The sequence below is a fragment of the Paenibacillus rubinfantis genome (genome assembly GCF_001486505.1).
In the GTDB taxonomy this organism is placed as follows: Bacteria; Bacillota; Bacilli; order Paenibacillales; family Paenibacillaceae; genus Fontibacillus; species Fontibacillus rubinfantis.
The window spans coordinates 1,569,900-1,584,156 of the sequence record NZ_LN909066.1 but is presented as its reverse complement, the minus strand read 5'-3'; the positions used below and the strand labels follow the sequence as shown (position 1 = coordinate 1,584,156).

The following is a 14,257-nucleotide window of genomic DNA, read 5'->3' as shown; positions in this document are numbered from 1 at the left end:
GGGTGACATGAAAAAGTGGTTTTTAAACTGGGGTTGGATCGCGGTTTACGCCGTAGTGTTGGCTATTTCCGTATTAATCATCGCGGCGGACGGGCATGAGCCGATCGAGGAGAAGCAAGCCGAGAAGGTGACCTTGACCTTCCGCCACTTCTGGATCAAGGAGCATGACCGGCAGATGCTGGATATTGTCGAGGATGTGGTGGCTAAGTTTCAGGAGACCCATCCCAACGTGAAGGTCAATTTCGAGGGCATGGATCAGACCGTCCACCGTGAGCAAAAGCTGAAGAGCGAAATGGTGACCGGTACGCCGCCCGATATGTTCGTGTTGTTTGGGGGCGCTGAAATCGAGCCGTATGTTCGCTCCAACCGATTGATGGATTTAACCGACTTTGTACAGAAGAACGGGCTTCAGCAGGAGTTTCAGGATCTGCACCTCTGGACCTTCGACAAGCATATATACGGTTTACCGATTGAAGGGAACGCGGAACCGCTCTTTTACAACAAGGAAATCTTCCGTAAACTAGGCTTGGAACCTCCGGAGACAGTGGAGGATTTGAACAAGGTCATTCGCGTTTTGACGGATCATGGGATCACGCCGTTTGCGCTGGGGAATGAGGAACGCTGGCCGGCAGCCATTTTCGCCCATTACTTGATGGACCGGTATGCGGGGCCTGGTTTGATTAACGAGCTGGTGCAAGGCGACGAGTTGCTGAGCTTCCAAAACCCGTCATACTGGAAGGCGTTCAAACAATTAAAAACCTGGATCGATGAGAACGCCTTTTACGAGCCGGCCAATGACCTGTCGACCGAGGAAGCCATCGAACGCTTCACCAGCGGCGAGGCGGCGATGTATCTGAACGGGAGCTGGGACATCAACCTGTTCCACAACGAGAAAGCGCCGGCCGGGTTTCAAAATCAGGTGGGGGTGATCCCCTTTCCTTCGCTGGCGGAGGGGGGCAGCCAATCGATCGCTGGAGGTTATACGATCGGCATCGGCTTGTCCTCCAATCTGGAGGAGGCCAAATGGGAAGCGGCGCAGGAGTTGCTGAAGGCTTTTTATACCGAGGAAGTGCAGCGGCGTATCGTATACGAGGCCTTGCGTATTCCATCGATGAAGATTACGTACGATTCGGAAAAGACGGGGCCGGTCTTTGCTCAAGTCGTGGAAATGATGGAGCGAAGCAGCCAGAGCTTTGTCCCTTATGATAATGTGCTTCCTCCCGAGGTCAACAAGACTTTCCTCAAGGTGCTGGAGGAAATGATCAGCAAGCGGGCAACGCCCGCGGAGGCGCTGGAACAAATTCAACAAACATCGGAGCAATATTGGCAGCTGCGAAGAAGCTCGCTGCCGGAAGAGACGGCGGGAGGTGCAGAATGGTAGCTAAAGGAGAGAAATATCGGGTCATTTTGGTGGATGATGAACCGGTGATTTTGCGCAGCTTGAGAGTGGCCGTGCCCTGGGAGGAGCTGGATCTGGAGATCGTGGGTGAGGCGCGGGGCGGCGAGGCGGCGCTGCAGCTCGTCCACGAGTTGTCGCCCCATATGATCATCAGCGACATTCGCATGCCGGGGATGGACGGAATCACGCTGATGAAGGAGGTGCTGGCGGAAAACGCAAACCGGCTGTTTATTTTCGTCAGCGGTTATGGGGAGTTTGAATATGCGCGCGAGGCGCTGCGGGAAGGCGCCTTCGACTATCTGCTGAAGCCGATCGACCATGACGAGCTGATCGAGATGATCCGGCGGGCCAAGAAAACCTTGGAGAAGCAGATGGAGAACGACAAGCTGCTGCATTCGGTGCAGGTGTTGTCTATGCTGGCGAGGGAGCGCATGTTTGCCGAATTTATCGAAGGCAACCAGAGCCAAAGCCATTTGCAGCATATGCGCTGGCTGGAGAACAGCGAGCTGATGCAGGATTATTTTATGGCGGTGATCCAGTTGGATCATTTCGTGAAGCTAAATGAGCAGTGGTCGCCGGAGGAGCGGCGGCTGTGGCTGTTCGCGGTTCGTAACATTTTGGGAGAATGGTCGATGGCGCATGGGGCGCTGACGATGTTCCCTTTTCATGGCGGGGAGTGGGTATTGCTGTTTCCCAGCACGCTCTCGGACCATAAGGAGGAGCTTGGCAGCGATGTGATCCGGCAGCTCCTAACCTACACCAAGCTGTCCTGCTCGATTGGCTTCAGCCAAACGGCAGCGGGGCTAGAGCGTTTGAGCGAGGCGTATCAAAGCGCCACAAGGGCGTTGTATCAGCGGTTTTACAGCGATCGGGCGGGCGTGTTTATCGATCACCCGAGCCGGGAGACCGGGGCGGACCGGGAGGCGAAATATCCGAAGCCCTTGGAAGCGGTGCTTCTGGACAGTATCCGGACGTTAAACCGGGAGCGGCTGTTAACCGCCTTGGATGAGACGAAGCAATATATCGAGGAGCAGGCTTTCTCGAAGGAAGCGGCCGAGCGGATTATCGTGGAACTGACGGTGGTCATGTTCCGGCAATACGAGCAGATGAACCTCCTGTCGGAGTGGTCGCTGGAAGGCTTGCTGCAGGAGCTGCAATCGCTGGGGACGCTGCATGAAATGATTGGGCTGCTCAAAGCGAATTTCGGCCGATGGATCAGCGAGAGCCAGGAAAGCCAGTTCAAGGACAACGTGCAGACGGTGATCGCCAAAACGCAAGAGTACATTCTCAGCAACTACCATAAGGACCTTAGCATGGAGGAGGTTGCGGAGCGGGCCGACTTGAGCATCAGCCATTTTTGCCTGCTGTTTAAGCAGGTGACCGGCTACACGTTCCTTGAATATTTGACGGAATGCCGGATCGAGAAGGCCAAGTATATTCTGAAAAACAGCCACGTCAAGGTGTTCCAGGTGGCCCCGATGGTTGGTTACCAGGACCCGCGCTACTTCACCCAGGTGTTCAAAAAGGTCACCGGCATGACGCCAACCGAGTTCCGGGAACAGGGGGCGTAGGGGCGGGGCTTGCCGCCGTAAATAAGAAAAAACCTGCATTTGGATGCAGGTTTTTTCTTTGTTTGAGGCGAGTTCGGCCTCGAGCGTTCGGGCGACCGTCAATGTATACGAAAAACCGAATACATTTTGGGGGTTTCCGCGATTTTAGCGGAATGTATATGAAATTTCATATACATTTACCCGAAAGAGGGACGTAGGCCCAAAATCTGTATGAAAAACCGAATACATTTCGGATTTTGGGCCGTTACGCCGATATTCTATGCGAAAAATCAGATACATTTTCGATTTAGAGCCGTTTGCGGCGGAAGAAAGCAACAAAGGCGGCGACACCCAGCAGCACCAGCAGGGAGATGCCGGTAAGCAGGGCCTCGCTGCTGCTGCCTGCGGCTGGAGCCGTTGCTCCAAAGCGGCCGCGTTCGCGCCCCGGCCGAATCCGCCGCCCCGGCCCATGCCACCCATGCCGCCGCCCATGCCGCCAAAGGCCATGTTATAATCCCACGGCAGGATGGAGAAGACGCCGTCGTCTTCATACAGGTAGTAGTTTTGCTTGTTGCTGCCAAGGTAACTGTCCATATTGTTCGTCAGCACGTTCAGCGCGATATAACCGAGCGCGTCCGGCACGTTGATGTATTTTTCATAGTCGCTGCCGTTATTTAATTCATCCAGCATATCGATCAATATATCACCGTTTGTCGTTTCCGACTTCTGCGCCAGCCCGGTATACGCCGACGGATCGTCGCCCAGCCAGGTCAAATCGCTGCCGCTGCCGGTCATTTCCCCCTTGTACAAGGCCCCGTAGGCGTTGCCAAAATGCCGCTCCAGATAGGCATCGCCAATCTGCTCCACCGCGAGATAGAATCCCCATAGCTCCCCATTCACGTACACGTTGACATACGAATATTTGGGTGTAGGCAATCCCATCTGCTCGGCCAGCTCATAGGTCAGAAACTCCCGCATGGACGTGGCGTCGCTGTAGTTATTGTTCAAATTGATTTTTTGAATGCCGTCCAACGTTTGATTCACATACTCGTCAAAAGACAGCTTAAAACTGTACCGATCGGAATCGCTCATCTGCACAACGCTGCGCAGGCTCAAATTACCTTTGGTGCGGATCCCGACGTTATCGAAATGCCGCCCGTTGTAATCCACCGACGCCGTTTTGAATTCCTCGGCACTGGCATTGTCCAGCATGTCCTGGAAATCAGCCTCATCGATCGTAATTTTCACGTCGACCACTAGGTCCTTAGGAAACACCTCTTCATCCAGCTTTTTCTCTTCCGCAGAGACCACTCGCTCCCCGGCGGTGTCCGATTGCCCGTTCGTCCCGGCTCCACCACCGGTCTTCATTGCTTCACAGGCAATCAAGCCAAAAAACAACAGCCCCACGCAAGTCCAAAGCAACAGCCGGGTCCCTTTGCGTTTCATTCTCCTTCACCTCCGGGTTCCGTTAGGCTACGTAATCGCCGTTATAGCTGATCAACACGGCATTTTTGACGCCGCCGAGCCCGGTAATTTGGTTGACGAACTTGCCTTCCTGATCGCGCAAGCGAACCTCCAGCGTCATTTCGATGTTGCCGGATGTGACGGTTTTTTGTTTCACGTTGTAGCGTTTGACCATCTGTCCGATTTGCGAATGAACCAGCTTCTCGCTTTCATCGCTTTCACAGTTAACCACCAGCAGATAAGGAGTTTCCAGCGAGCTGCTCTTAATAAACAGGAACAAGATAAGGCCAATCACCGCCGAACCGATGGCAGCCAGCGCATAAAACCCGGCCCCGGCAACAATCCCGGCGGCAGCGGCCCAGAACAGGAAGATCAGATCGGTTGGATCTTTGATCGGTGTACGGAAGCGGACGATCGACAGGGCGCCGACCATACCCAGCGATAGTACCAGGTTGGAATTGACGGCGATAATAACCATCGCGGTGACCATCGTCATGCCGATGAGCGAGACGTTGAAGCTTTTCGAGTACAGCACTCCGCTAAATACCCGTTTATACAAAATAAAGATGAACAGCCCAATAAGGAACGAGACGCCTAACGTGATAATGATTTTACTTACGCTGATGTCCGAAGCAAAGTTGTCCAGAATGGAATTTTTGACAATATCGCTAAAATTGGTCGTTGTTGTTGCAGGGTTTGTTGCATTCATAGATCAATAATCCTCCCATGTGTTGGTCTTCAAATATTTGCGGCAAATGACGTATTTGGATGCGGATTGCTGTCTGAGCCCCTCCAGTTGCAGGGCGGCCCGAAGATATTCCGGGATATACTCGTCGTATTTGACCTCTAGAATGATGAGCTGATCGTCGAGAGCCGAAACGGGCCGTAATTCCGGGTCAAACAAGTCGACCGCGTGGAGTCCGGTCCGCAGCTCCTTATCAAATGTGATCCGCACGTTGCCGTTTGGACAAACGAACGGTTCACGCACATAGTCGACGATCACCTGCGGTGCTAGCAGACGCTGCTTCATCTCAAGGTAAAGCTCATATAGCAGCGGCTTTTCCGGCACGTTCAGCACTTCGAGATTTCCGGCCAGGATGGCATCCACCGTCTCCCGGGTCAACCGCTCTTTAACTTTGGCGATATAATCGCCAGTTTTGAGCTTTTTCTCGAAATGGATCAAGTCGTCCCGCCGGTTGTAAATCCGGATTCGGTATTTGCGGCGGTCACGGAGGCCTCCTAATTTATCGTGCAGCGCGGAGTTGTCGATATCGTCAAAATAAAGGCTGCGAATATGGTATTCACCGCTCTGTCCCGCATGCTCGTCATGCCGGGCTAACCCCCGTAACCGCTGCCGGAGGATATAATACTGGTGGCGGTTGATCATAAATTTCAGCTCGTGGCGGTACTTCAGGTTTTGGTTCAAGTTCAAGTTGCACCTCTTTTCTCGGGAACCGTTTGAGTTATGACAACTATCCTATCAAGGTTCGCTGATTGTCCACTTAACGCAACCTGAAAATCAACTGAAAGTTTTAACACTGCGTTGACAAATGTAAAATTGTGTAAGTCGTTAGGTTGACAGAGAACGTCCATGAGCCGTATCTTAAGGGAAATCCAAAAGGAGCTTGTTTATATGAAGGGTCGGAGAGCGATGGTTTGGCTGGGGGGACTAATCTTTGTATTGTTGCTCGGAGGCATCATTTGGGGTTGGCTAAAAATACAACAGGCCAACGAATCCGCCGTACCGAAGCCCCAATCGATCGTGATGACGATCGGCGGGGATGCGCGGACGACAATGGCGTTCACCTGGCAGACGGAAGGAAAGGCAGAGGAAGCGGGGATTCTACAACTGGTGGAGGGGGCGGAGCCCGTTACCTCCTGGAACGAAGCCGAGGTGCTCCGCTTTGAAGCAGAATCGTCCGAGAGGAAGGGGGACGACGGCAAGTGGCAGACCGTGTACAAGGTGCTGGCTACCAGCCTTCGCCCGGGAACAAAGTATGTTTATCGCGTGGGCAACGGGCAGGAGGACGGGTGGAGCGAACCGGCCGGCTTTGTGACGGAAACCGCGGAGCCTCAGGCGTTTACATTCCTCAACGTAACGGATTCGCAAGGGGAGAAGAAGGAGGACTTTAAGCTGTGGGCGCGAACGCTGGACAAGGCGTTCCAAACGTTTCCGGACGCCCGGTTCATCGTGCATAACGGGGATATGACGGAGAACCCGGACGATGCGCAGGGGTGGAAATGGCTGTTTGGACAAGCTTCCAAATGGCTCACTCGCGTGCCGCTGATGCCAGTGGCTGGCAATCATGACGAAGTTTCTGGAGATGCTTCGGCGTTTGCATCACATTTTCTTGTACCGGAGAACGGAGCGGAAGGGGCTACGCCGGGGACCACGTATTCCTTTGATTATGGATTTACCCATATTGTTGTGCTGAATACGGAGTCGAAGATCACGCGACAGGCCGCTTGGTTAAGGGAGGATCTGCGCAAAAACCCCCAGCCTTGGACAATCGTGGCGATGCATCGACCCGCTTATGGCGGCAATCAATATGAGAAAATCGAGGAATGGATCCCGATCTTCGAGGAGTTTGGCGTGGATCTGGTGCTCCAGGGACACAACCATGAATATTCCCGGTCCTATCCCTTGCAGGATGGTCAAATCGCCCAAGACGGCAATGGGACCGTCTATGTCGTCACCAACACCTCCGGTTCCAAATTTAATGAGTTAAAAAAAGATAAGTTCTACCACGCCGTGCATACTCAACCCAACAAGCAGACGTTTGCCGGGATCACCGTAAGCGAGCGGACGTTAACTTACACGGCTTATACCGTGGACGGTCGCAGGTTGGATGAGTTTACGCTGACCCGTTAATGGCGGATATCTTCTGCGCTGGAACTCGGTCAGATCGCTTCCAGCGGTTTTTCCTTGGCCGGACGTCGAACCCACAGATCAGCGCGGTCGCCGCCGCTTGGGGCTTGGCCTCGGCCGGTCTGGCGGCCGCTTGGTCTTCTAGTGCGGCATCTTAGTTTGCAAATAAAAGAGTAGTGTAATAGGATAATAATGTAAATAATATTCTATTGAGGGTATAGTGGAATGGAATTCATCAAAAGGAAAAACCTTCACGCCCTCTACGGATTCAACAAATATCGTTTATAAATGGAGAAGCAACTGAAAGGGTGTATAATCATTCATAACTATACGATTCATGATGAAATCCGCAGTGTTTGTACGCCAAAGTGGTTTTTGAGTTGTTTGGTTATCATGTTACTTCCCATGATATATTTTTTGCTTCGACACTCCCAGTACACTTTTAATAGCGAATACGATGTATTCACTTTTTTTCTGGATAGCTTTGTACCGATTGTATTTGTTATTTTTGCAGTGTTCGTATACACAGGAATGTTTGCACAGGAAGTTAACAATAGGTTTATAGTTTACACCAGGTTGCGGATCTCGCTCAAAAAATTATTAAGGATTAAAATCGTTACAAATTTTGTATTAACTTTTGGTGTCTTTTTTATTTTTATTTTTGCTTATTTTATTTTCGCATATTATGTCGAACCCGTTATTGGATTGGTTCGCTATGACCCATCTTTTTTTGCACTTAACGGAACCACGGTTCAAGAATATACTTTAACCCAAAACACTTTTTCTCAATTGCTAGCCTATGGTGAAGTCACTTATGGATTTATCTACTCGCTATGGGTAGCCATAAATGCAGCATTATTTGCAACATTTGCACTTTTGCTTGTCCTTCTCTTAGACAATAAATTTCTCGCTTTATCTATTCCTTTTGGATTTTATCTAGTAGAAAGCTTCTTTATGGGGGCTTTTGGTATGGTGAAATATCAGTTTTTTCAAGCAATTTTCCCCTTTAACTATATGCAGTTGCCGATTTGGACATCTTTAGTACCAACGGCTGCTTTAATAATAGTATGTTTATTCTTGTTGAGTTATCTTATTCTCGCAAACAGATTGGATCGTATGCAATGAAAGCATGGAAAACTATAATGAACGAGTTTATCTCTTGGAAATGGTTAGTCGTTATTATCATTCTTTTTCCTTACGAAGCCATGCTATTGCAACGGTTGCAACAAACAGCCCTATCATTTGGTGTGGCCATAAATCAGTGGGATCTTATCACCCAATCGTTAAATGACCACATAGTAATCTATTACTTTTTGCTTCCCTTATGGCTGATAAATTCTTGTTACATATTGATGCGAGAATGGGACTATTCCGTATTACTTAGGATGAAGGGTTATAGCCAATGGATCACATACACGATATATCAAGTCGCTATAAGCCTTTTCTGGTTTTTATTATTATGGATTATCATCGTATTGCTTGTATCGCGAGGTATTCCTATTGAAAATAGTTGGAGTAATTACGCTCTGGACAATCTAGTACCTGGAAATTACAGCGTGGTACTGCAGAGGATTGGATTGCCTCCTCTGTTTGCTAGCTTTTTGCAGTGCTTATTACTTGGTGTTTTTTTGATATTTGTCCATGTCAGTATGGCTGCATTTTGTGTCCTATCCCCGCGAATAATAGGCCTTTCTATCTTGGCATTAGTATATTTTATTGGTTCACTGGTATCCTTTCGAATGCTCCCTGAGAGAAGCGTCTGGCTAAAAGTAGAAAATTTTATGATTCTTTCTTCAGGAGCTTATGCATTTCCTTCATTGGTCATCTCGTTTATCATGCCCATTGGAGGTATATTTATTTGTTATTTGATCGTCTGGATATCTAAGCATCGAAATGGGTTCTATCTATGGATTAAAGATAAGCAAGCCGTTTTGGCTTATTTCTTCCTTTGTTTATTGGGGATCTTGATAACGTTTATAGAACAGGTGGGTTCGTTTAAGACCCTAGGCGACTACTTTTTTAGTCAGTTTTTCGGATTATCGGAGGATGGGGCTGCTCTAATAGTCTACTTGTTTTATTGCCTTGTCTTCTTTGGAGCAATTTATCTCTTCCAATATCAGCTCAATGATGATACTAACGGGTCTATGTATTATCAGGTAATCCGTTATCGTTCTTATGATCGCTGGTTTGGTCATTTGATGTTAAAAAACATGTTTTTTTTGGGGTTTATGCTATTGTTTTGGGCTTTAATAATTATACTAGTTGGTGTGATCCAAGGACTTGCGTGGGATGTTAGCATATCGGTTGTACCGAGAGTTTCAATCGGCAAATTAATCTATCAGTATTTTGTTAACGGGTTACTGCAAATGATAAATTATTGGCTGATCGTGTTTATCGTCCATTGGGTTTGGCGCAGTAGAACATCAAATCTTATGGTGTTAGGATTACTAATTGTTGCTGGCTGGCTAAATCGTACTCAAGTATTGCCAGTTGGATTAAATGGTTCAGGGTGGTTGCTAAGCGAGAATACGAATCTATATTTCATTAGTGGAAAATTGCTCTTTTGCATCTTGATCGAATGGATGATCGTCGTCATCTTGTTTCGTAGCAAAAAAGTGTTTCATGAAGGGGAGGGGTAATGTTGTCAATCATTCAACTTGATAAAATTGATAAATCGTTCCGTGGTAACTTATTATTTGAGCAAGCCTCAGCTTCGTTTGAAAGCGGGCGAATCTATGGAATTATTGGTCACAACGGGGCGGGGAAATCGGTTTTGTTTAAAATGATCTGTGGATTTATTAAGCCAGATCGAGGGTTGATTCATATTGACCCGAAATATCGGGCGAAGCGCTCCTCTTTTCCAAGAAACTTTGGAGTGATCATTGACCGCCCGGGGTATATACCGGGGAGGTCGGGTTTTGATAACTTAAAGAAATTAGCGGATATACAGCGTATAATCACAGATAAAGAGATTACAGACGTGATGCAACGTGTGGGTTTAGATCCAGAGTCGAAGCAAAAAGTAAAGCACTACTCTTTGGGGATGAAACAAAAGTTAGCACTAGCACAAGCGATAATGGAAAACCAGGAGGTATTGCTGCTCGACGAACCCTTTAATGGTTTGGATCAGGCCAGTGTCAGTAATATTCGGGATATGATGCTTGAATACAAAAAAGTTGGGAAGACCATTCTATTGACAAGTCACAATAAGGAGGATATCGACTTGTTAAGTGATCACGTATATCAAATCAATCAACGTAAGTTGGATCAACTATATTAGTGATGAAGTAGGACGATAGAAAGGCTCCAAAAGACGTAATTTGTCATTTGGAGCCTAATTTTTTTGCGAGATTGCTTACACCGTTACTCGCCCATCCTGCACTCGCGTCCCGGCTAGTTCCGGCAACGACTTGCGTTCCGGTTCCGCGCCGCACAGCCCGGTACATTCGCGGAAAGCGAAGTGACGGCAGCCCCGGCATTGATCGACATTGATGATTCCCAACGCATAGGTCAGAGCTTCACCGGTATTTTCAAAGAAGTTCGCTTCGCCGATCTTCTCGTAGCAGCCGGTTTTGCTCATCAGCTTATGCGGCTGGGCACGCAGGCCAGAGACGAGGACGGTGATGCCGGCTTTGTGAAGGTGTTTGATTAAGGCGGCGAAATTCGCTTCACCGGTCGTATCCATAAACGGCACCTTCCCCATCCGGATCAACACCACCCGCAGCTGGCCGCCTTCAATTTGCGAGACGAACCGGTCAAACGCTTGGGAGGCTCCGAAGAACAACGGCCCATCGACGGTAAAAATCGAGACCTGCGGGCAATCATGATCCTCCGTCACCATCTGCGCCCGAACCTTTTCCTTGCCAGAAGCCAGGTCAGGCAGCACCTTGTCGACGGTAAGCAGCTCGCCCATCCGTTTGACGAACAGCACGACGGCAAGCACCAAACCCACTTCGACGGCGGTCGTCAACGTGGTGAACACCGTGAGCAGGAAGGTAACGAGCAGCACGATCGTGTCGCCGGTCCGCGTCTTTAGCATGTGGGCGAACGCTTTGCGCTCGCTCATGTTCCAGGCGACCACCATCAGAATCGGGGCCATGCTGGCGAGCGGAATGTTGGACGCGTAGGGTGCGAACAACGCTACGATCAGCAGCACGACGATCCCATGGATGATCCCGGACATCGGGGAGACCGCCCCGTTCTTGATATTCGTCGCCGTGCGGGCGATCGCGCCGGTCGCCGGGATGCCGCCGAACAGCGGGGCGGCGAGGTTGGCGAGACCTTGCCCAATCAACTCGCGGTTGCTGTTGTGGCGGGTGCCGGTCATCCCGTCCGCCACCACCGCCGAGAGCAGCGATTCGATGCTGCCGAGCAAGGCGATGATCAGCGCCGGCTGCAGCATCGGCATAACGCTGTCCCAGGACAACGACAGCGGGCGGAGGCTAGGCAAGCCGCCGGGGATCGCCCCGTAAGCGGAGCCGATCGTCGTCACCTTCCCCGGGAACAGCCAGGCTGCAGCAAGCGTGGAGACGAGGATGCCAACCAGCGAACCGGGGATTTTCGGCAGCACCTTCGGCGTCAACAGCAGCGCTGCCAAGCAAATAGCCGCCGTCAGGAGGCTGTAGACGTTCAAAGTGTTGAAATGAAGGGCGATTTCCTGCATATTTTCATGAAAATACTCATGCCGCTTCATCCCGGTCAATCCGAGAAAGTTGCCGATTTGCCCGCTGAAAATCGTCACCGCAATCCCGGCGGTAAACCCGATTGTGACCGGCCGCGGAATGAACTTGATCAGCGTTCCAAGCCGGAGCAGCCCCATCAGCACTAAAAAGATCCCGGCCAGGAAGCCGGCGATCAGCAGGTTTTCATATCCGTATTGCAGCACGATGGCGAGCAGAATCGGGATAAATGCCCCTGTAGGCCCGCCGATCTGAAATCGCGAGCCCCCCAGCAGCGAGATGAGGATCCCGGCGACAATTGTCGTGTACAGCCCATACTCCGGCTTGACGCCGGACGCGATCGCAAAAGCCATCCCCAGCGGGATCGCGACGATGCCCACGATACATCCAGAAATCAAATCTTTACGAAACGAGGCCGCGTTATAATTTCTGAACCTTCCTATCCACTTCATCCGTTAAACCCTTCTTTTCCTAGAAATCTGCAGTTCATGCAGCATGACCTATCCCGGTAAACAAAAAAGATCCCCCGCAGCCCGGCGGGGAAACCTCGGGTTCCTTATTTTTGTTTGCGGATCCCTTGCAGTAAGGAAATCGATTCGACCAAATGATTATCGAAAATTTGCCGGGCCACCGCGAGTAAATCCTTAAGGAGCGGATCTCGCAGTGAGTATACGACCGTAGTACCTTCCTTGACCGTGTTGACCAGATTTTTGGCGCGAAGAACAGCTAGTTGCTGGGACACGGCCGACCCTTCCGATCCGAGGATCGCTTGCAGCTCGTTGACATTCCGCTCGCCTTCGCTCAGCACCTCCAAAATACGGATTCGCATCGGATGGGCGAGAGCTTTGAAAAATTCCGCCTTAAACTGTTGCAGGTTCGCGTCCATCGACTAAACTCCTTAAAATCTAAAGTTTCATATCTCTAAATCTTTGCATATTCGATATCATAGCACATCGCTTGATTAGGTGTATAGGGAAAAAGGTCACAGGAAGATTGGCAAGCCGGAGGAGTTTTTCCAATTGAGCTTTGGCAAGGAAACATGCTATACTTAATAATGATAATCATTATCAACAACTAATTTATTGATATTGGCGAATGGTTGGCGAAACCTTCAATGCACTAAACGGGGGTGTCGTTTTAGATAGAGAAGCCGTCCTTGGATGGATAGGACGTTTGGAGAAGAGGAGTTGAGTTACAATGGAGCATCTATTAGAGGTTAAAGATTTAGCCATCTCGTTCCATACCCGGGAGGGCGAGGTGCAGGCGATTCGCGGCGTCAACTTTCACGTCGACAAAGGGGAGACGCTGGCGATTGTGGGGGAATCCGGTTCGGGTAAAAGCGTCACCTCCCAGGCCGTCATGCAGCTGGTCCCCCGGCCGCAAGGCGTATATAAGCGCGGGGAGATCTGGTTTGATGGGCAGGAGCTGATCGGCAAGACCGAGAAGCAAATGCAGCGGATTCGCGGCAAGGAGATCGGGATGATCTTTCAAGATCCGATGACCTCGTTGAACCCGACGATGAAGGTAGGCAAGCAGATCACTGAGGTGCTTCATACCCATGAGCATATGTCCAAGGACGCCGCTTACCAGCGAGCTGTAGAGCTTCTGGGACTGGTTGGGATTCCGTCGCCGGAGCGGCGGTTCCACCAGTACCCGCACGAGTTTAGCGGCGGGATGCGGCAGCGCGTGGTTATCGCCATCGCCCTGGCGGCAAATCCGAAGCTGCTGATTGCGGATGAGCCTACGACGGCATTGGACGTGACGATCCAGGCGCAGATCCTGGAATTGATGAAGGAGCTGCAGCGGAAGATCGGCACCGCGATTATTTTCATCACACATGATCTGGGTGTGGTGGCGAAAATGGCAGACCGCGTGGCGGTCATGTATGCCGGGCAAATCGTCGAGACCGGAACGGTGGAGGAAATCTTCTATGATCCTCGGCATCCGTACACCTGGGGACTGCTGGCTTCGATGCCAAGCCTGGAAGGAAACGGTGGCGGGAAGCTGACGGCGATCCCGGGCACGCCGCCGGATTTGATCCGTCCGCCGAAGGGAGACGCCTTCGCGTTGCGGAGCTCGTATGCGATGAAGATCGACTTCGAGCAGGAGCCGCCACTGTATCAGGTTTCGGATACGCATGCGGTGAAGTCGTGGCTGCTGCATCCGCAGGCTCCGGCGGTTCAGCCGCCGGAAGCGGTGATCCGGAAGCGCCGCGGGCTGCCGGGGGTTTATGAGGCCCCGGTATTGGCGAAAGCGTAACATAACGGAAGAGGGGCAAGGCACTATTTTTCATGGG

General features: G+C 50.7%; 12 protein-coding genes. 7 read left to right on the top strand and 5 right to left on the bottom strand.

The window, feature by feature from the left end; translation table 11 throughout:
* Positions 1 to 7: 7 nt before the first annotated feature.
* Both BN3277_RS24680 and BN3277_RS24675 read left to right on the top strand, forming a co-directional pair.
* Positions 8 to 1,381, top strand: coding sequence for an ABC transporter substrate-binding protein (locus tag BN3277_RS24680; RefSeq protein ID WP_059047257.1), 1,374 nt, complete (start codon positions 8 to 10; stop codon positions 1,379 to 1,381).
* A complete protein-coding gene (locus BN3277_RS24675; protein ID WP_059047255.1) occupies positions 1,375 to 2,970 on the top strand; it encodes a response regulator in 1,596 nt (531 codons plus the stop codon). Before BN3277_RS24680 ends, BN3277_RS24675 begins: the two co-directional genes overlap by 7 nt.
* Positions 2,971 to 3,114: 144 nt before the next feature.
* Here BN3277_RS24675 and BN3277_RS24670 read toward each other — a convergent pair whose 3' ends face one another.
* Genes BN3277_RS24670 through BN3277_RS24660 form a run of 3 tightly spaced genes read right to left on the bottom strand, consistent with a single transcriptional unit; the run spans position 3,115 to position 5,839 of the window.
* Positions 3,115 to 4,395, bottom strand: coding sequence for a CotH kinase family protein (locus tag BN3277_RS24670; RefSeq protein ID WP_392396653.1), 1,281 nt, complete (start codon positions 4,393 to 4,395; stop codon positions 3,115 to 3,117).
* Between the two features lie 22 nt (positions 4,396 to 4,417).
* Entirely contained in the window at positions 4,418 to 5,122 is a 705-nt protein-coding gene (locus BN3277_RS24665) for a DUF4956 domain-containing protein (RefSeq protein WP_059047254.1), read from the bottom strand.
* Positions 5,123 to 5,125: 3 nt separating this feature from the next.
* Entirely contained in the window at positions 5,126 to 5,839 is a 714-nt protein-coding gene (locus BN3277_RS24660; protein ID WP_089153408.1) for a polyphosphate polymerase domain-containing protein, read from the bottom strand.
* A gap of 207 nt (positions 5,840 to 6,046) precedes the next feature.
* Between BN3277_RS24660 and BN3277_RS24655 the strand changes: the two genes are divergently transcribed.
* From BN3277_RS24655 to BN3277_RS24640, 4 genes are all read left to right on the top strand, one after another.
* The gene (locus BN3277_RS24655) at positions 6,047 to 7,285 is read left to right on the top strand and encodes a purple acid phosphatase family protein (RefSeq protein ID WP_059047252.1); all 1,239 of its coding nucleotides are present in this window, start codon (positions 6,047 to 6,049) and stop codon (positions 7,283 to 7,285) included.
* Between the two features lie 285 nt (positions 7,286 to 7,570).
* Positions 7,571 to 8,407, top strand: coding sequence for a hypothetical protein (locus BN3277_RS24650; RefSeq protein ID WP_148501116.1), 837 nt, complete (start codon positions 7,571 to 7,573; stop codon positions 8,405 to 8,407).
* Positions 8,404 to 9,921, top strand: a complete 1,518-nt coding sequence (locus BN3277_RS24645) for a hypothetical protein (RefSeq protein WP_059047248.1) — start codon at positions 8,404 to 8,406, stop codon at positions 9,919 to 9,921. Before BN3277_RS24650 ends, BN3277_RS24645 begins: the two co-directional genes overlap by 4 nt.
* A complete protein-coding gene (locus BN3277_RS24640; protein ID WP_059047246.1) occupies positions 9,921 to 10,562 on the top strand; it encodes an ABC transporter ATP-binding protein in 642 nt (213 codons plus the stop codon). The genes BN3277_RS24645 and BN3277_RS24640 overlap by 1 nt, the downstream gene beginning before the upstream one ends.
* Before the next feature lie 75 nt (positions 10,563 to 10,637).
* On the opposite strand, the gene BN3277_RS24635 is transcribed toward BN3277_RS24640, so the two are convergent.
* Positions 10,638 to 12,413, bottom strand: a complete 1,776-nt coding sequence (locus BN3277_RS24635) for a SulP family inorganic anion transporter (protein ID WP_059047244.1) — start codon at positions 12,411 to 12,413, stop codon at positions 10,638 to 10,640.
* Positions 12,414 to 12,517: 104 nt separating this feature from the next.
* Positions 12,518 to 12,847, bottom strand: coding sequence for an ArsR/SmtB family transcription factor (locus BN3277_RS24630; protein ID WP_059047243.1), 330 nt, complete (start codon positions 12,845 to 12,847; stop codon positions 12,518 to 12,520).
* Positions 12,848 to 13,158: 311 nt separating this feature from the next.
* On the opposite strand from BN3277_RS24630, the gene BN3277_RS24625 reads away from it, so the two are divergent.
* On the top strand, positions 13,159 to 14,220 hold the full coding sequence (locus BN3277_RS24625) for an ABC transporter ATP-binding protein (RefSeq protein WP_059047240.1): 1,062 nt from the start codon (positions 13,159 to 13,161) through the stop codon (positions 14,218 to 14,220).
* The last annotated feature ends 37 nt before the right edge of the window (positions 14,221 to 14,257 follow it).